Annotated in this window: 18 protein-coding genes; all 18 read left to right on the forward strand. The window is 27.1% G+C overall.

Translation table 11 applies throughout. From position 1 onward, the window contains the following. Positions 1-71: 71 nt before the first annotated feature. The 18 genes from ACNG5D_RS05705 to ACNG5D_RS05790 all read left to right on the forward strand — a co-directional run bounded on the left by ACNG5D_RS05705 (position 72) and on the right by ACNG5D_RS05790 (position 17,613). Complete coding sequence (locus tag ACNG5D_RS05705) at positions 72-860, forward strand: ABC transporter permease (protein ID WP_418182536.1); 789 nt, start codon at positions 72-74, stop codon at positions 858-860. A 1-nt stretch (position 861) separates the two neighbouring features. Next, positions 862-2,091, forward strand: coding sequence for an ABC transporter ATP-binding protein (locus tag ACNG5D_RS05710; RefSeq protein WP_418182537.1), 1,230 nt, complete (start codon positions 862-864; stop codon positions 2,089-2,091). Between the two features lie 41 nt (positions 2,092-2,132). After that, positions 2,133-2,972 (forward strand): class I SAM-dependent methyltransferase, encoded by an 840-nt coding sequence (locus tag ACNG5D_RS05715; RefSeq protein ID WP_418182538.1) that lies wholly within the window; start codon positions 2,133-2,135, stop codon positions 2,970-2,972. A gap of 28 nt (positions 2,973-3,000) precedes the next feature. Beyond that, positions 3,001-4,191 (forward strand): polysaccharide pyruvyl transferase family protein, encoded by a 1,191-nt coding sequence (locus tag ACNG5D_RS05720; protein WP_418182539.1) that lies wholly within the window; start codon positions 3,001-3,003, stop codon positions 4,189-4,191. Continuing rightward, the gene (locus ACNG5D_RS05725; RefSeq protein ID WP_418182540.1) at positions 4,191-5,078 is read left to right on the forward strand and encodes a hypothetical protein; all 888 of its coding nucleotides are present in this window, start codon (positions 4,191-4,193) and stop codon (positions 5,076-5,078) included. The genes ACNG5D_RS05720 and ACNG5D_RS05725 overlap by 1 nt, the downstream gene beginning before the upstream one ends. Positions 5,079-5,111: 33 nt before the next feature. Next, complete coding sequence (locus tag ACNG5D_RS05730) at positions 5,112-5,984, forward strand: glycosyltransferase family 2 protein (protein WP_418182541.1); 873 nt, start codon at positions 5,112-5,114, stop codon at positions 5,982-5,984. Positions 5,985-5,993: 9 nt separating this feature from the next. Beyond that, positions 5,994-6,902, forward strand: a complete 909-nt coding sequence (locus tag ACNG5D_RS05735) for a glycosyltransferase (protein ID WP_418182542.1) — start codon at positions 5,994-5,996, stop codon at positions 6,900-6,902. Positions 6,903-6,904: 2 nt separating this feature from the next. Beyond that, positions 6,905-7,855, forward strand: coding sequence for a glycosyltransferase family 2 protein (locus tag ACNG5D_RS05740; RefSeq protein ID WP_418182543.1), 951 nt, complete (start codon positions 6,905-6,907; stop codon positions 7,853-7,855). Positions 7,856-7,873: 18 nt separating this feature from the next. After that, positions 7,874-8,821, forward strand: coding sequence for a glycosyltransferase family 2 protein (locus ACNG5D_RS05745; protein ID WP_418182544.1), 948 nt, complete (start codon positions 7,874-7,876; stop codon positions 8,819-8,821). Positions 8,822-8,895: 74 nt separating this feature from the next. Further along, entirely contained in the window at positions 8,896-9,741 is an 846-nt protein-coding gene (locus ACNG5D_RS05750; RefSeq protein ID WP_418182545.1) for a glycosyltransferase family 2 protein, read from the forward strand. Further along, entirely contained in the window at positions 9,734-10,582 is an 849-nt protein-coding gene (locus ACNG5D_RS05755) for a glycosyltransferase family 2 protein (protein ID WP_418182546.1), read from the forward strand. Before ACNG5D_RS05750 ends, ACNG5D_RS05755 begins: the two co-directional genes overlap by 8 nt. Before the next feature lie 11 nt (positions 10,583-10,593). Continuing rightward, complete coding sequence (locus ACNG5D_RS05760; protein ID WP_418182547.1) at positions 10,594-11,373, forward strand: glycosyltransferase family 2 protein; 780 nt, start codon at positions 10,594-10,596, stop codon at positions 11,371-11,373. A 20-nt stretch (positions 11,374-11,393) separates the two neighbouring features. After that, positions 11,394-12,482, forward strand: coding sequence for an acyltransferase family protein (locus ACNG5D_RS05765; protein ID WP_418182548.1), 1,089 nt, complete (start codon positions 11,394-11,396; stop codon positions 12,480-12,482). A 15-nt stretch (positions 12,483-12,497) separates the two neighbouring features. After that, complete coding sequence (locus ACNG5D_RS05770; RefSeq protein WP_418182549.1) at positions 12,498-13,220, forward strand: hypothetical protein; 723 nt, start codon at positions 12,498-12,500, stop codon at positions 13,218-13,220. A 2-nt stretch (positions 13,221-13,222) separates the two neighbouring features. After that, positions 13,223-14,176 carry a glycosyltransferase family 2 protein gene (locus ACNG5D_RS05775; RefSeq protein ID WP_418182550.1) on the forward strand — a complete coding sequence of 318 codons (954 nt, stop codon included), beginning with the start codon at positions 13,223-13,225 and terminating at the stop codon, positions 14,174-14,176. 15 nt (positions 14,177-14,191) lie between these two features. Further along, on the forward strand, positions 14,192-15,385 hold the full coding sequence (locus ACNG5D_RS05780; RefSeq protein WP_418182551.1) for a glycosyltransferase family 4 protein: 1,194 nt from the start codon (positions 14,192-14,194) through the stop codon (positions 15,383-15,385). Positions 15,386-15,391: 6 nt separating this feature from the next. Further along, positions 15,392-16,459 carry a glycosyltransferase family 2 protein gene (locus ACNG5D_RS05785; RefSeq protein ID WP_418182552.1) on the forward strand — a complete coding sequence of 356 codons (1,068 nt, stop codon included), beginning with the start codon at positions 15,392-15,394 and terminating at the stop codon, positions 16,457-16,459. 8 nt (positions 16,460-16,467) lie between these two features. Then, positions 16,468-17,613, forward strand: a complete 1,146-nt coding sequence (locus ACNG5D_RS05790; RefSeq protein WP_418182553.1) for a glycosyltransferase family 4 protein — start codon at positions 16,468-16,470, stop codon at positions 17,611-17,613. The last annotated feature ends 33 nt before the right edge of the window (positions 17,614-17,646 follow it).

The following is a 17,646-nucleotide window of genomic DNA, read 5'->3' on the forward strand; positions in this document are numbered from 1 at the left end:
AATACTATTCTATAACGATATTGGAAGTTAAAGTTTATCAAAAAAATAATAATATAAGTTTTTTTAAACTCTTGAAAACGAGTTTGAAAGATGTTTATAATTCTAGGTTTTTGGCTCGCCAATTGGCAGAGCGCGATATAAAAGCGCAGTATAGACAATCGTATTTAGGGGTTTTATGGGCGTTTTTATTGCCATTAGGTACTGCATTTGTTTGGATTTTTTTAAATAATACAGGCACGGTAACATTGTCAGATACAGGTGTACCTTACCCTTTATATGCTTTTTCTGGTACATTAATTTGGTCCATTATTGTGGCGTCAATAAATTCGCCACTTCAAAGCACTAATGCGGCGAGAGGTATTTTAACAAAAATTAATTTCCCAAAAGAAGCATTAATACTTTCTGGAATATATAAGTTGTTGTTTAACAGTTCAATAAAAGTTATATTATTAATACTATTTGTTTTCTTTTATGGGGTTGGTTTTCATTGGAGTTTATTGTTGTTCCCATTAACAATTATAGGAGCAATATTATTTGGCACGACCTTAGGGTTATTTATTACACCTATAGGTTTGTTGTATAGAGATATTAGTAAACTTATCTCTTTTGGAATGCAGTTTTTAATGTACATAACACCTGTGGTTTATAGTATACCTAAAACTGGAATTATGAAATCTGTAATGACTTGGAATCCTATAAGCTCTATTATTTTAACTGCACGAGATTTATCTGTTGGATTTGAACCCACTTTTTTAATATATTTTTTAGTTGTACTAGGTATATGTATTCCTTTTTTATTAATAGGTTTAGTTATTTATCGTATCTCTATTCCCATAATTGTTGAACGGTTAAGTGCTTAATATGAAAAATGATGATGTTTTAGTGAAAGTTGAGAATCTTAGCAAGAAGTTCTGCAAAGATTTAAAAACCAGCTTGTGGTATGGAGTAAAAGACTTGGTTAGTGGTGTAAGAGGGAACGAGTATGATAAAAAATTAAGAGAAAAAGAGTTTTGGGCAGTAAAAGATATAAGTTTTGAATTAAAGCGCGGCGAGTGTTTAGGTTTAATAGGGCATAATGGAGCAGGGAAATCTACTTTGCTTAAAATGTTAAATGGTTTAATTAACCCAGATGCAGGAAAAATTACTATTAAAGGACGCGTTGGAGCACTTATAGAACTTGGAGCAGGCTTTAACCCCATATTAAGTGGTCGAGAAAATATTTATAATAATGGAGCTGTTTTAGGTTTTTCAAGAAAAGAGATAGAAAGTAAAGTAGAAGAAATTATCGATTTTTCTGAAATTAGAGAGTTTATTGATATGCCAGTACAAAACTATAGTAGTGGTATGAAAGTAAGGTTGGGTTTTGCAGTTGCAGCACAAATGGAACCCGATGTATTAATAATTGATGAGGTGTTGGCTGTTGGAGATGTAGGTTTCAGAATTAAATGTTTAAACAAAATTTCTGAATTATTAAATACTTGTGCTATTATTTTGGTATCCCATTCAATGCCTCAAATAGCTCGAATTTGTACAAAAGGATTATTGTTAGACACAGGTAAAGAAAAACTACTAACAAATAATGTTGGAGAACTTGTAGAGAATTATTATTTATCTTTTGAAGACAATTATAAGTCAAATGAAATAAATCCATATAATATTGAGATATCAAATATTATAGCTAATGGTGTTGAAATATGTAATAATGATCAAGCTTTAAATCTTAGTAAAGGAGAAGGTATAGATTTAAGTTTTAAGTTTAAATGCCCAAAAGATATTGAACATTTTTCAGTTCATTTACCAATTACAGATGAACAAATGATACATGTAGCAATTACATCTTCTTTAGAAAACCTTGGAATTAGTAAAAATCATGGAGATAGCTTTTATGTAAAATGTAAAATACCAGGTTCATTTACAAATGGAAAGTTTTATTTTGGTATTACTATAATTGAAACTAAAGATTTAAAAGGTCATTTTCAGATAGGAAGAACATTATATAAAAAAGAAAATTGTTTTAAGTTTTTTGTAAGAGAAGCTCCGTTAACAACCTCTGTTCCAGTTTTATTAAATTCAAATTTTACAATAGAATAATGAATAAATGCCCACTTTGTAATTCTAAAAAAAGTGAATTATTGTATAATAATTCAAGAGGTAATTTATTTCTTGAAAACTACGTTTGCGATAGTTGCGGTTTTGTTTATACATATCCACGTATTTCTAATGAAGAAGTGAATCATTTATATTTGGATGGTGCATTTTCTAAAGAAGCAAGAAAATCTTCAAAACCAGATTTAAATAAATTTATTCAAACCGAGTCTTGGGCTTTAGAACGACTACATTTACTTGAACAAAAAATACCAGATTTTTTTTTAAAAACCAAAACATGCTTGGAAATTGGTTGCGGTACAGGAAGCTTTTTGTGGCTACTTAAAAGTAGAGATAATAAAGTTAAAGGAATTGAGCCAGATTCTGAATTTGTAAATGTTGCTGTAAAAAGATACGGAATAGACGTAGATACTATACTTTTTGATGATTCATATAGTCCAAAATTATACGATTTTATATGTAGTTTTCATGTAATAGAACATGTTTTAAACCCACGAAGTTTTGTTAAAAATATTTATAGAAGACTAAATGCTAATGGTTCTGTTTATATTGAATGTCCAACTATTGATAATATTTATACAAATGATTTAAATACTTTTTTTTGGAACGTACATGTAAATACATTTTCAAATAAGAGTCTTCCTTGGTTATTAGAAAGTGAAGGGTTTACCGTGTCTGAAGTTTTTATGAATAGAGGTTTTGTAGCTGTTATAGCAACTAAAGGAGATGTAAAAAGCCACGACATTGATAATAAAAACAGGGTAAAAAATATAATTACAGACTTTAAAGCGCAACAACTTAAAGAAGATAAGAATAAAAAACTTTTAAGTAGAGTAAAAAATAAACTAAAATCTTTTCTTAAATAGAAGAAGTTTTAAACTTGAAAAAAATATAATGACCAAGCTTAAAAAAAAAGTTAAGAAAATTATCAAAAAAATATTAGGTTACAATAAGCCAATAGGTAATTTGCCTCAAATAAAAGTAACTAAATTAGCTAAAACTAATAAAAAAATTTTTCATGTTTCAGCATTTAATTATGGAAACGCTGGCGATGCTTTACTTCCATTAGCCCTTCAAGATTTATGGAAGGAAGTTGATAATAAAATAAAATGGAAAAATCAATTGGTTTACCCAACAGTTAATTTAAATTTAATAAAGCAAATTAATAAAACTAGTGGTATTGTTATTGGTGGAGGAGGCCTTTTTTTAAAAGATACAAACGCAAATAATCATAGTGGTTGGCAATGGCCATGTTCTATAGAAATGTTGTCTAACATAAATGTTCCTGTAGCATTGTTTGCAGTTGGGTATAATAGATTTAGAGGACAAGATGAATTTGAACCAGTATTTAAAAAAAATATAGTAGCATTTGCAAAAAAAGCTGTTTATCTGGGTTTAAGAAACCATGGTAGTATTAATGCTGTTAAATCATACCTTCCTGAAAATTTGCATAGTAAATTGCGTTTTCAACCTTGTATGACTACTTTTTTAAGACAGATTTATAAGAATGATATCAATTTTAATAAAAAAAAGGAGAATTTTATAGTAATAAATGCTGCTTTTGATAGATCTCATTTAAGATTCGGGGAAAACATAGGAGATACTTTATCAAGTATTGCTAGAGTTTTAAAAGTATTATCACAGCATTATAGTATAAAAGTATATAGTCATATGCTTGCAGACGAGGCTATTATTCCTTTTTTGCAGAGTTATAAGGTTGACTTTGATTTAGTTAGGCTAAGTGATCAACACCCTAAAAAGATAATTGAAGAATATATTAAGCCCAAACTTGTTATTGGTATGAGAGGGCATGCTCAAATGATACCCTTTGGGTGTAGCACGCCAATTTTATCTATAGTGTCTCATAATAAAATGCAATGGTTTTTAGATGATATTGGAAAACCAGAATGGGGGGTAGATGTTTTAAATTCAAATTTCGAAAAAGAGTTACACGAAAAAGCATTGCAATCGCTTGAAAATACAAATGATAGAATAGATTTTATTGAGAATAAACAAAATGAACTTTACAAATTATCTCTCAATAATATTGAAGAAGGTTTAACAGCTATAAGAAATCACAGCTAATGTCTACAACAGATTTTGTTCTTGTATTAGGTTCTGGGAAAAGTATTTTAAACTTAACCCAAGATGAAAAACAGAAACTTGAATCATGTAGTGTTAAATTGGCTGTCAATAAATTTTCAGCATTTTACGATAAATCTGGTATAACACCTACCCATATTTATTTTGAAGATAGGCACGATATATCTTCAGTTTTAATGCTTAAATACATATTTAAACGTTTTAGGAAAGAAAAAAAAAATCCAACGTTTATAGTTTCAGAATTTTATAAAAATCTTCTTTTTAAAAATAGTTGTAAATTTAATTTTATAAAGCTTAAACTTAAATTTAAAACGTATACCAATCTGTTTTTAGTAAAATTAGGTAGAAAAACATTAAAACCAATTAGTGTAAATTTATTTAACAAATATGTTTATTTATTAGCTAAAGTATTTATTACTAAACCACATGTATTATATAATTTAGTCTCGAAAGGATCTGAAATTCAATTTATTGATATAATACATTGTGAAAACAAAAAAAAGCAATGGGCTAAAACCTTAAATGATCCTCTATTTCATTTTAAAGGTAGTTTTTCAAGTGTTTTAAATTATATATCAATTTGTTTTCCTAATAAAACCATATTGTTGGTTGGAGTAGATTTTAATTCTTCAGATTATTTTTTTGAAGAAGAGTTAAATAAATTAGATTTTAAGACTAGTGATTGGACTTATGATTTAAGAAAAAAGCATAATAAACACTATAGTGTTATTCAAACCGATGGTGTAAAAATGGATGATGCAATGCCTTTTATGCTAGAAAAGTTAAAAGAAACTAATAACAAGATTTACTCAATAAATGAAAACTCTTATTTGGTTGAAAAAGGTTTTGTTAAGAAAATAGATATATAATAGTTTGTATTTATTAACCGAAAAAAAAATTTAATGAAACCGCTAGTTTCTATATGTATTCCAACCTATAATGGCGCTAAATTTATTACAGAAGCTATGGAATCTGCAATAAAACAATCCTATTCAAATTTAGAGATTATAGTTTCAGATGATAATTCGAAAGATGAAACCTTAAAAATTATTGAGGATTATAAATCTAAAACAAATATTCCTATTGCTATATATAATCATAAACCAAATGGTATAGGAGCAAATTGGAATAATTGTATAAAAAATGCAAAAGGAGATTATATTAAGTTTTTATTTCAGGACGACACAATTGTACCAAGTTGCATAGATAAAATGGTGGAGCAGGCTATTAAAAATCCAAGAATAGGACTGGTATACTCAAAAAGAAATTTCATTTATGAAAAAAATGAGAAGAATAAAAATTGGATAAAGACTTACGGTAATTTACATACTAGCTGGAGTAATTTAAAAATAGAAAATAATAAAGCATATTCTGGAAAAGTACTTTTAGCAAATAAAAAACTATTAGAAGTTCCAATAAATAAAATAGGAGAACCAACAGCAGTATTGTTAAAAAAGGACGTTTTTAATAAGGTTGGCTATTTTTCAACAATACTTAAACAATCTTTAGATATTGAATTCTGGTATAGATTAATGAAATACTATAGCGTAGTTTTTATTAATGAAGAACTAGTAACTTTTAGGTTGCATGAAGATCAAGCATCTGCAATAAATAAAAATAATTATTTGAGTGAAGTAAAACTATTTAATAAGCATTTATACTCAAATTTATTTTGGCAACTGCACTTAAAAAATAAGCGTATGCTTTTTTATGAGTGTAATATTTTAGGCTTATTAATAAAAAAGATAATTAATAAGTTAGCTAAAAATAATTAAAAACATATTATGCTTGCCATTATCATTCCATATTACAAATTAACCTTTTTTGAGGCAACTTTAAAATCGTTAGCAAACCAAACAGATAAGCGGTTTAAAGTTTATATAGGTAATGATGCCAGTCTAGAAAATCCGGAGGCTGTATTAAATAAATTTTCTGCAAGTTTTAAATTTGAATATAAGAAATTTGAAAAAAACCTAGGAAGCCTTTCGCTTACGCAACAATGGGAACGCTGCATAGCGATGAGCAAAAGTGAAGAGTGGCTAATGGTTCTTGGAGATGATGACGTTTTGGGTAAAAACGTAGTAGAAACATTTTACAGGCATATTAATACTGTTAGCAAGCAAAATATTAACCTTATTCGCTTTGCTTCTCAAATTATAAACGATACAGGAAAAGAAACAAGCAAGGTTTATATTAACCCAGAGTTAGAAAAAGCAACTGATGCTTATTTTAAAAAATTTAAATGGGAAGCAAGAAGCTCATTGTCAGAATACATTTTTAGCAGAAAAAATTTTGAAGCTTTTGGGTTTACACATTTTCCTTTAGCATGGCATTCAGATGATAAAGCTTGGTTAGATTTTACAAAAGGAGGTTTAATTTACTCCGTAAATGAAGCCATAATACAAATTAGAGAATCTAATGAAAGTATTTCAGGTAAAACAGATAATATCAATTTAAAAACTAAATCAACTGCATTATTTTTACAAAACACCTTGATTAATAAAAGTTATATGTTTTCTAAACATCAAAAAACTCATTTTTTATTTGATTTTGGAGAACATATAAAAGAAGTTGAAAAAATTAATTTAAAAAATACATTTATTGTATTTTATGGGTTTTTAAAAATGGGGTCCTTTTATAATGGGTTTAGGTTTTTAAGAAGAATGTATAGAGCAAAGTTTTTAAAAAAATAAATATGCTTTTTTCAGTTTCAGTTATAATTCCAGTTTTTAATGCCGGTCGGTTTATAGAAAAAGCAATACAATCTGCCTTAATTCAAGAAGAAGTTCAAGAAGTTATTGTTGTTAATGACGGCAGTACGGATAATTCACTTGTATTAATTAAAGAATTACAGAAAACAGATCAAAGAATTAAAATATTTCACCATAAGAATAATGAAAATAAAGGACGTTCTATAAGTAGAAACCTAGGAATAAAAAAAGCTACAGGAAACTATATGGCATTTTTAGATGCCGATGATTTTTTCTTAGAAAATAGATTTCTAAAAGATAAAGAACTATTTGAAACTAAACAGGAATGTGATGGTGTTTATAACGCTATTGGGGCAGAGTTTTATAGGAAGCCCACATTAACAGAAAAGGAAGAACTTACATTATTTACAGTTAAAAAAAAGATAAAACCAAAAGATCTTTTTAAAGTGTTAATAGAAGGAGAAGCAGGACATTTTTCAATAGATGCATTAACGGTTAAAAAGTCTATTTTTAATAAGGTTGGATATTTTAATAAATCGCTTGAAGTTTCAGAAGATACAGAACTGCTTTGGAGAATGGCCTTAAAATGCAATCTAGAAGCTGGTATAATTGATAGGCCTGTTGCAATGCGAGGCGTTCATCAAGAAAATGTTTTCAATAATCAAGATTTATATAAAAAAAATAGAATTAAAATGTATAAGTCTTTAGCTATTTGGAGTGGTTATAATAATGTATCAGTACAAAAAAAAGACAGAATACTTAAATGGTTATGGCTTTTAAGGTTTAAAGAGAATTACGGATGGTTTAAAGATACCCTTTTTTGGCTGGGTATATTAATAAAAGCTCCTAGTTATATGTTAACTATATTATCTGTAAAATACTTTCCATTAGTTAGAAAGAGGCAACAGTATTTTTCATTTTTTTATAAAAAGTAATAAAGCTAAATTTACTAAATGGACTTTTCAATATCTGTAATAATTCCAGCATTTAACGTAGAGCGCTTTATAGAAAAAGCTATTCGCTCCGCATTGCAACAATCTCAGGTTAACGAAGTAGTTGTTGTAAACGATGGGAGTACAGATAAGACCATAGAAATTCTAGAATCTTTAAAAAATGAAAACCCTAAGGTTAAAATTTATCATCATAAAAATCAGGTTAATTTAGGACGTTCGGCAAGTAGAAATTTAGGAATTATAAAAGCAACAGAGAATTTTATTGCCTTTCTAGATGCCGACGATTTTTATTTAAAAGACAGATTTGTTTCTGATAAAAAAATATTTCAAAGTCTAGAAAATATTGATGGCGTATACAATGCAGTTGGTTTTCATTTTTACAGGAAAGCCAAAACAACTGAAAGCCAAAACTTAAAATTAAATACATTAACCAAAAAATTAGCACCAGAAGATTTTTTTGAAGCTATTATAGCAAGTAAATATGGTTATTTACACTTAAATGGAATAACGGTTAAAGCTTCTGTATTTAAAACAATAGGATTGTTTAATAAATCGTTAATGGTAGCAGAAGATTCCGATATTATTTTTAAAATGGCATTAAAATGTCGTTTAGCGCCAAGTCAATTAAACACAGCTTTAGCCCTTCGAGGTATTCATGATAACAATGTGTTTAATCAAGAGGCCTTATATAAAACATATAATATAAAACTATATGAATCTCTAATAAATTGGAGTTTAAAAAATAAAATTTCTTATAAAAATATAGATGTAATTTTAAATTGGTTATGGTTTTTTAAATTTCGAGAAAATAAAAAAATAACCAATTACATTAGCTATTGGTTTTATTTGGTTATAAATAACCCTAAACTTTTATTTTCTAAGTTAAGTATCAAATATTTTCCTATAATTAGGCTTAGACAAAAACTTTTCCCATTTTTGTTTAAATAAATTGCTTTAAAATATCAGGTAATTAGATGTTTTAATAAACATTGAAACGCTTTGTTTAAAAACTAATTTTTAAAATGAACCCTAATAGTAATGTTACAATAATAATTCCTTGCTATAATGATGGAAAGTTCATTCATGAAGCCCTAAATTCTGCTTTAAACCAAACATTAAAAGCAGATAAAATTATTATTATAGATGATGGTTCTGATACAGAAACGAAAGCTGTAATTGATAAAATAAAGTATGATAATGTTGATGTAATTTCACAAGAAAATAGAGGTGTAAGTTGTGCTAGAAATAAAGCTATAAGTCTGGCTACTACAGGCTATATTTTAAATTTAGATGCCGATGATTATTTAGAACCAACATTTATTGAAAAAACGGTAGAAGTTTTAAAGAAAAACAAACAAGTTGGAGTAGTAAGCTCATACTGTAGAAGTTTTAAAGGAAAAAATACAGAAGTAGAGATAATAAAACCTTTAGGCGGAAATATTAAAGACTTTATTGTTAAAAATAATGGTAGAGCAAATTCAATATTTAGGAAACAATGTTGGATTGATGTAGGCGGATATGATGAGAAAATGCTAAAAGGTTATGAAGATTGGGAGTTTTGGATAGCTATTTTAAAACAAGGCTATTCAATGCATATCGTTAAAGAGGTATTAACTCATTACAGAATAAAAGAAACATCAAGAGATCAAACCGCTTTATCAAAACATGATTTTGAATTAAGAAAATATATGTTTAATAAACATAATGATGTGTTTAAAGATTTTTTTGACTTTTACGCCTTAGAATTGTTAAGAATAAATAGTGTTTTAAAAAACAACGTAATAAAAGTAAATAAATCGATAGATTACAAGTTAGGAGCATTAATTTTAAAACCAATAAGGTATATAAAACAAAAGTTAAATGGATAATAAAGCCAATATACTTGTTTCCATAATAGTACCTTGTTACAAGCAAGCTCATTTTTTAAATGAGTCATTACAATCTGTTTTAAATCAAATTTATACAAATTGGGAATGTATTATTGTAAACGATGGTAGCCCAGATAATACTGAAGAAATAACAAAAACTTGGCTAAATAAAGATAATAGATTTAAATATCTATACAAAGAAAACGGAGGCCTATCAAGTGCCAGAAATGCTGGAGTAAAAATTAGCAAAGGCACTTATATTTTGCCCTTAGACGCAGATGATATTTTACATGAAAGTTATTTGTTAAAATTAGTTCCAGTATTAGAAGAAGAGTCTTCTTTAGCCATAGTATCTACCTATAGTAAATTTTTTAAAAAGCATATTTCTAAAACTTTTTACGAGTTAAAACCCAATGGAAGTACACATAAAAATTTGTTGTATGCTAATCAACTATCAGCAACATCTCTTTACCGAAAAGTATGCTGGGAGCAGGTAGGAGGCTATGATGAAAGCATGAGAAAAGGCTTTGAAGATTGGGAGTTTTGGTTAGCTATTACAAAAAGAGGATGGTCATACAAAATAATTGAAGAGTTTTTGTTTTATTACAGAAAATCAAAACAATCCATGCTTGTAGATACTATAAAACATCATTCTGAAACTAACAGAGCATATATTTTTAAAAAACATAAAGAACTTTACATAGAAGATTTCGAGAATTGTATGTCGGTCATGTTTTTTGAGTTAAATAGAGCTAGAACTAAAGAAATTAAACTTAAAAACTCTTTGGAGTATAAATTAGCTAAACTTATAGCTAAACCATTTAAGGCGTTTAAAAAATAAGCAATACTTATATGATATCTGTAGTTATAAGAAATAAAAATGAAGATGAAGCTTTAGCTTTTTTACTTAAAAATTTAACAGAAAGGTATAAAGATGATATTGATGAAATAATAGTGATTGATAATTTGTCTACAGATACAAGTGAAGCTGTAACAAAAAAGTATGGAGCTAGGTTTGTAACCATTAAAAACTTTAGTTTTGGAGGTAGTGCCAATTTATGCGCAAAAGAAGCAAAACACCCAATTATAGTTATATTTAGCGCACATTCCTATCCTGTAAGTCATGATTTTTTTAAGCTAATAAAAGAAAAATTTAAAGCAAATAATAAATTAGCAGGTTTAAGATGCTTACATAATTCTAACGACTATAAAAATTACATAAACAATATTCCAGCCACTAAAGACCCTAACAAATCTGGTTTAATTTTCGCAGGATCTGCTTTTAGTAGAAATGTTTGGGAAAAGATTCCGTTTAAAGAAGATGTAGCAACTTTTGAAGATAAAGAATGGACAACAAGGGTTTTAAAAGCAGGTTATCATATCGATTTTGTAGCATCAATATTTAATTATGATATAAAAAGAACCAAAAAACAACTCTTCTTTAGGTTTAAAAACGATGTAAAAGGTAATTACCAATTATGGCATGAAGATGTTACATTTTTAAAGGCTTCAAAAGGTTTTTTAGGCTCAATAATTCAAACAGTAAAGTGTTTTTTTATCGATTTAGGATATGCTATTTCGAGATATATTTTTTTAATTAAGTTTTTGTTTAATAAACCAGATAAATTTTAGTTGTCAAAAAAGTATAGTTCATGGAGATGAATAAAAACAACAATTTTGATTTTTTAAGATTTCTCTTTGCAATTTTTGTAGTAATATCTCATGCCTATCCTTTATCTGGTGGCACAGAAAAAACACAATGGATTTATGAAATTACAAATGGGCAAGTAGTTATTGCAAGCATTGGTTTAAACGGTTTTTTTGTAATAAGTGGTTTTTTTATTTTTCAAAGTTTACAACGTAGCAAAAGTGTTATTAGCTATTTTAAGAAACGTTTTTTAAGACTTTTTCCCGGTTTATTCATGGTATTGTTATTAACTATTTTGCTTGTTCCATTTGTGTATCAAGGAAATACTTCGCTTTATAAAAACCTAGATTTTTATACATATTTACCTAATAACATGTCGCTGTATAATTTTCAATCAAGCATAAAAGGCGTGTTCTCTACACATAACTATCATTCAATTAATGGCTCTTTATGGACATTGCGTTACGAGTTTTCATTATACATAGCTTTAGTTTTTTTATGGTTTTTTAGAAAACAATTACGCACAATTAAAACCATTCTTATTTTAGCTTTTACAATTTTAATAGTAACTCATACATTTTTTTTACACCGATTCTCAGAATCTTCTATTTTAGGTATGCGAGGTTATGATATAATTAATTTTGGAGCTTTTTTTGTATTTGGTAGCCTATTAGCTAGTTTTAAATTTGATAATATTAAAGATAGGAGTCTTCGGTTTTTCATTCCAACCATGGTTTTACTTTTATTAATAATTATGGCATCAATTCATTTTAATGTTTATTTATATACTAAACATATTGCTTTTTCATTACTTATATTGGTTTTAGGTTATTTGCCATTGTCTTTTTTTAGTACATTTGGTAAAATAGGAGACATGTCTTACGGCATATATATTTATAGTTTTCCTATACAACAAACACTAAAACATTATTTTAATTTAGACCTATATTCATTTCTATTTTGGTCTATTTTTATCTCTATTGTTTTTGGTTATTTATCTTGGCATTTAATAGAAAAACAAGCTTTAATGTATAAAAACATTTCTATTTTAAGTTCTAAATATTTTATCACGAAAAATTTAGACAAGTCTTAACAACAGAATCAAAATATGATTAAACGAATAAGAAAAATTATAGAAGACAATAATAAGGCACAAAAGTTAAACTATAATCAGTTAAAAGAATTGGAATGGGCGCATATCTATCATGATAGTATTCGTGGTAAAAAATGGCTTGAAGAATTGCCTTTAAATATAGGGCGTTGGGCTGGGAATTATGCTTTTTTTTATGTTTTAAATAGAATTTTAAATGAATATAAACCAAAATCAATTGTTGAGTTTGGTTTAGGAGAATCATCAAAATTTATATCTAGCTATATCGATAATCATATTTCAGAAAGTAATCATTTAATTATAGAGCAAAGCGAAGAATGGCGTAATGTTTTTAACAATAACTATACATTGTCTGCCAATTCAAATATTAAAATTTGTAATATGGTAACTAAAAATGTAAAAGGTTTTGAAACTAATGGTTACGAGAATATTGAAAATGTATTAAATAAAAAGTTCGATTTTTATATTGTTGATGGTCCCTTTGGAAGTAAAAATTACTCAAGATACGATATTGTTGCTTGTATTAAAAATCATCAGGCTAACGATGATTTTATCATTATTATAGACGATTTTCAGCGAAAAGGAGAACAGCAAACTTTTAAGGATTTAGAAAATAAAATAAAAGAAAAAAAAATAGATATTCATACAAAACTCTATTCTGGTAATAAAGATTTTATGGTTTTAGCAACCCATAAATATAAATACGTAACAACTTTTTAACAATGAGTGCTCTGGTCTCAATAATAATACCTGTATTTAACAGATCTGGAATAATTGAAAACACTTTAAATAGTGTAATAAATCAAAATTATACTAATTGGGAATGTATTATTATTGATGACGGCTCTACAGATAATAGCATAGAAATATTAAACAACTACAAAAGTAAAGACAATCGTTTTAAAGTTGGAAAAAGACCAGAACATACCATAAAAGGCGCACCAACATGTAGAAATATAGGGCTGAGAAAAGCTGTTGGCGACTATATAATTTTTTTAGATTCTGATGATACTTTAGAACCTCATTGTTTAGAAAATAGAGTAACTAAATTTAAAGCCAATCCAGAAAATGATTTTTTGGTTTTTCCAATGGGTGTAATGCGAGATGGTTTAGTAACCAAAAAAGAAATTATTCATAAAACATCTTATTTAGAAGAGTTTTTAAATTATAGACTGCCTTGGTCCATAATGTGTCCTATCTGGAAAAGAGATTATTTAAATAAATTAAAAGGCTTTAAAGAAGGATACCCAAGACTTAATGATCCAGAATTAATGATTCGTGCTTTATTAATTAAAAACGTGAAATTTAAAGTTTTTAATAACGAAAATTATGATGCTATTTATTATCCAAGTATTTCTAACTGGACTTTAATTACAGACAAATATTATGATAGTTTAATGCTTTTTATTCCAGATATATGTAACGCTCTAGAAGCTTCAAATAAAACAAAATTAAAGAAAAATTTAAGTAACTATTTAAAGGTATGGTTTAGAGATTTTATGTTTCCTAGTAATAAAAACTTATTACAACAAAATAAAAAATTAATTGCTATGTTTTGTAAACAAGGAATTAATTCTTGGATAAAAACATGGTTTTTAAAAGCATTATTATATGCTTATTTAATAACACATTTTATAAAGCGTAAACTTGTTAAGAAAATAATTAATTTAACATAGTATTAGCATTAACCCATGATAAAAAGGATTGTAAAAAAGAGCTTGTTAACAACTAAAGCACTTTATAATTTTTATAAGTTCTCTAAGAATGATATACTAAAAATTAAAAATGCAGATATTGTTTTTGTACTTCCTTGCTTTCAAACAGGAGGTGCAGAGCGAGTACATCTAGATATTGTAAAGAGTGTTAAAGATAAATTAATCTGTATTTTATTTACACAAAATTCAGCAACAGATAATTTTAAAAAAGACTTTTTAAAATATGCAGATATTGTAGAAGTAAATACCATTTTAAATAAAAAGAATAATTTTATAAATAAAAAGCTAAAAAGTAAAATTATAAATGCAATAAACTCGAGCTTATCCATTAAAAGTATATTTAGTAGCAATACCAATTATTTTTACGAAATACTTCCTCAAATAAAAAAAAAGAGTATTGCTAAAATAGATTTAATACATGCCATTTCTGGCGAAAATCCAACTTTAGTAAATCATTATATTAAAAGTAGTGAGTTAGTAAACCATAGATTGGTAATAAATAAAAAAGCATATAACGATATTGTGTCGATATATAACAACGCACAATTAAATCCAGAATTGCAAAATAAAATAGCTGTTGTAGAAAACGCTATAACCTTTAATAAAAAAGAAAAGCTAACAAAAAGAAACAATATAAAAATAGGGTTTGTTGGTCGATGGTCTGAAGAAAAGAGGCCAAATATTTTTTTAAATATAGCATCTAAATTAAAGCAAGAAAAAATATTTGTAGAGTTTGTAATGGCTGGAATTGGTATGAAAAGTAATTTACATTTAATTAATAAAAATGGTATTAAATTTTTAGGCGAAATTACAGAAGATTCTGCTTTAAAAAACTTATATAAATCGCTTACCTTTATATTAATAACATCGAGTAGAGAAGGCTTTCCTATGGTAATTAAAGAGGCAATGGCTCATGGTGTAATTCCTATTTGTACAAATGTTGGAGGAATAAGTGAGCATATAAAAAACAATCAGAATGGTGTTTTAATAAATAATAAAGGAAATGAAAATGAAATTGCAAATCAATTTGTTATTGAAATTAAAAAACTATTGGAAAACAAACAGTTAGTTTCAGAATTGTCTTTAAATGCTTTTCAATATTCAAGAAAACATTTTAATATAAAAACGTTTAATACTAAGTATAGACAGTATTTGCTTAACGAAGCATAGTTGTAAATGATTACTATTACTTTAACATACCGCGATAGAGATTTAGGCATTGTAAAAAAATGTTTAGACTCGCTTTTGGCACAAACTTTAACAGATTTTAAAGTTATATTAGTTGATTATGGGAGTAAAACAAGTTTTGCAAAACCTTTAAAAGCCCTAGTTTCAAATTATTCATTTGTAAAACTAATTTCTTGTTCTGTAAAAGGGCAGTTATGGAATAAAAGCAGAGCCATAAATATTGCACTTAAAAAATGTTTAACACCTTATATTTTTATAGGTGATATTGATATGATATATCATCAAGACTTTATAAACGAACTTAACCATATTAAAAACGAAAAAATAGCGACATATTTTAAAGTAGGTTTTTTAAATAAAGCCGAAAGCGCAGTTTGTAAAAAATTCGAAGCTTATAATATCGCTTTTAAAAGTAATAAAGAAGCCACAGGGATGACACTTTATAGTACACATAATTTAAAGTCTATTAATGGTTTTGATGAGTTTTATAATGGTTGGGGGAGTGAAGATACAGATGTACATATACGGTTACAAAATTTAGGATTAAAAATAAATTATTATGATGAAAAAATATTAATTCTACATCAATGGCATCATAAAAATTACCGAAACAAGAACAGTAAAGCACCGTTTCATACTGGTTTAGAGCAAATAAATAATGCATATTTAGAGCTCACAAAAAAAACAGGAAAAATAAAAGCAAACCAAAACTATAACTGGGGGCAATACAATAAAATGGATTATGAGACTTTAAATAAAGTTAATCAAAGCTATCTGTTAACCAATAAAGAAGATGAAGTAAAGGCCTTTATTTACAATGTGCTAGCTACCATAACAGGAGCTGTTATAGAAGTTAAAATAACTAAACATATTGATTATAAATCTATAAAACAAAAAGCTAAATTGGTGTTTGGAAAAAAAACTATTAAGTTTTTAGAAATGGAAGTTGTAAATAATTTGTTATTAGAGTATATAATAAATAATTTAAGAAATTGTGCATATCGGTTTGAATATAATCGTAAAAACAAAACAATTAATTTAAGAATAAAACTATAATGGTTTAAATGAGAATATTATTAGTTTCCATGCCTTCAATTCATTTTTTTCGATGGACAGAACAATTAGAACATTCTGGGCACGAGGTGTATTGGTTTGATATTCTTGATGGAAACCCAGCAAAAAGACTCCCTTGGGTTAATAAAATTAATGGTTGGAGACTTAAATACCCAAATTTGAAAGGCCGATATTTTATTAAACAAAAACTTCCTTTTTTATACAAAAGCATAAAGCCTTTAATAGAAAATAGTGTCGAAAAAGCATTCGAAAAAACACTTTTAGAATTAAAACCAGATGTAGTGCATAGTTTTGTATTATATATTTCTTGCACACCAATTTTGCAAGTTATGTTAAAACATAAAAATATACCGTGGATATATTCATCGTGGGGGAGCGATTTGTTTTATTTTCAAAATAAGCCTAAATATTTAAAAGCTATTAAAAGGGTGTTACCAAGAGTTAATTATCTGTTTACAGATTGTTATAGAGACACAAGCATTGCAAAACAATATGGTTTTAAAGGCGATGTGTTAGGAGTGTTTCCTGGTGGAGGAGGTTTTCGGTTAAAAGAAATAGAAAAATTTATTAAACCAATTTCCAAAAGAGATACTATTTTAATTAAAGGATATCAAGGACGATCTGGCAGAGCACTTCAAGTCATTAAAGCATTAGAATTAATTTATAAAGATTTAAAAAAATATAAAATAGTAGTTTTTGGTGCTCATACAGACATTGCGAAATATATAAATAAACAAAGTTTAAAAACTAAATTAGCTATTAAGGTTTTACCCGCAGAAGATTTCTTGTCTCATAATGAAATTTTAAAACTTATGGGGAAATCTTTAATTTATATAGGAAATAGTAATTCTGATGGTATGCCAAATACACTTTTAGAAGCCCTTATACAAGGAGCATTTCCTATACAATCAAACCCAGGCGGCGCAACAGCCGAAGTTGTAAAACATGGCGAAAATGGTATGTTAATCGAAAATTATGAAGATTTTAATACTATTGCTTATTTAATTAAAACGGTAATAGAAAACCCCAATTTAATTAAAGAAGCTTTTAAAATTAATCAAGAAAATATTAAACCAAAATTTGATAGAGAGGTTATTAAAGCTAAGGTTATTTCAAAATATAATTCAATTTGTTAAATTAAGAGTTAACATCTTTAAAAAACAAACTGT

Source organism: Algibacter ulvanivorans (assembly GCF_048381495.1).
Taxonomy (GTDB): domain Bacteria; phylum Bacteroidota; class Bacteroidia; order Flavobacteriales; family Flavobacteriaceae; genus Algibacter_B; species Algibacter_B ulvanivorans.

What these genes read in the sequence shown, in the direction of transcription:
- ACNG5D_RS05770 (WP_418182549.1), top strand. Translation starts at nt 12,498, where the DNA reads ATGATTAAACGAATAAGAAAAATTATAGAAGACAATAATAAGGCACAA.
- ACNG5D_RS05760 (WP_418182547.1), top strand. Translation starts at nt 10,594, where the DNA reads ATGATATCTGTAGTTATAAGAAATAAAAATGAAGATGAAGCTTTAGCT.
- ACNG5D_RS05730 (WP_418182541.1), top strand. Translation starts at nt 5,112, where the DNA reads ATGAAACCGCTAGTTTCTATATGTATTCCAACCTATAATGGCGCTAAA.
- ACNG5D_RS05785 (WP_418182552.1), top strand. Translation starts at nt 15,392, where the DNA reads ATGATTACTATTACTTTAACATACCGCGATAGAGATTTAGGCATTGTA.
- ACNG5D_RS05725 (WP_418182540.1), top strand. Translation starts at nt 4,191, where the DNA reads ATGTCTACAACAGATTTTGTTCTTGTATTAGGTTCTGGGAAAAGTATT.
- ACNG5D_RS05755 (WP_418182546.1), top strand. Translation starts at nt 9,734, where the DNA reads ATGGATAATAAAGCCAATATACTTGTTTCCATAATAGTACCTTGTTAC.
- ACNG5D_RS05710 (WP_418182537.1), top strand. Translation starts at nt 862, where the DNA reads ATGAAAAATGATGATGTTTTAGTGAAAGTTGAGAATCTTAGCAAGAAG.
- ACNG5D_RS05790 (WP_418182553.1), top strand. Translation starts at nt 16,468, where the DNA reads ATGAGAATATTATTAGTTTCCATGCCTTCAATTCATTTTTTTCGATGG.
- ACNG5D_RS05745 (WP_418182544.1), top strand. Translation starts at nt 7,874, where the DNA reads ATGGACTTTTCAATATCTGTAATAATTCCAGCATTTAACGTAGAGCGC.
- ACNG5D_RS05750 (WP_418182545.1), top strand. Translation starts at nt 8,896, where the DNA reads ATGAACCCTAATAGTAATGTTACAATAATAATTCCTTGCTATAATGAT.
- ACNG5D_RS05735 (WP_418182542.1), top strand. Translation starts at nt 5,994, where the DNA reads ATGCTTGCCATTATCATTCCATATTACAAATTAACCTTTTTTGAGGCA.
- ACNG5D_RS05740 (WP_418182543.1), top strand. Translation starts at nt 6,905, where the DNA reads ATGCTTTTTTCAGTTTCAGTTATAATTCCAGTTTTTAATGCCGGTCGG.
- ACNG5D_RS05780 (WP_418182551.1), top strand. Translation starts at nt 14,192, where the DNA reads ATGATAAAAAGGATTGTAAAAAAGAGCTTGTTAACAACTAAAGCACTT.
- ACNG5D_RS05765 (WP_418182548.1), top strand. Translation starts at nt 11,394, where the DNA reads ATGGAGATGAATAAAAACAACAATTTTGATTTTTTAAGATTTCTCTTT.
- ACNG5D_RS05775 (WP_418182550.1), top strand. Translation starts at nt 13,223, where the DNA reads ATGAGTGCTCTGGTCTCAATAATAATACCTGTATTTAACAGATCTGGA.
- ACNG5D_RS05720 (WP_418182539.1), top strand. Translation starts at nt 3,001, where the DNA reads ATGACCAAGCTTAAAAAAAAAGTTAAGAAAATTATCAAAAAAATATTA.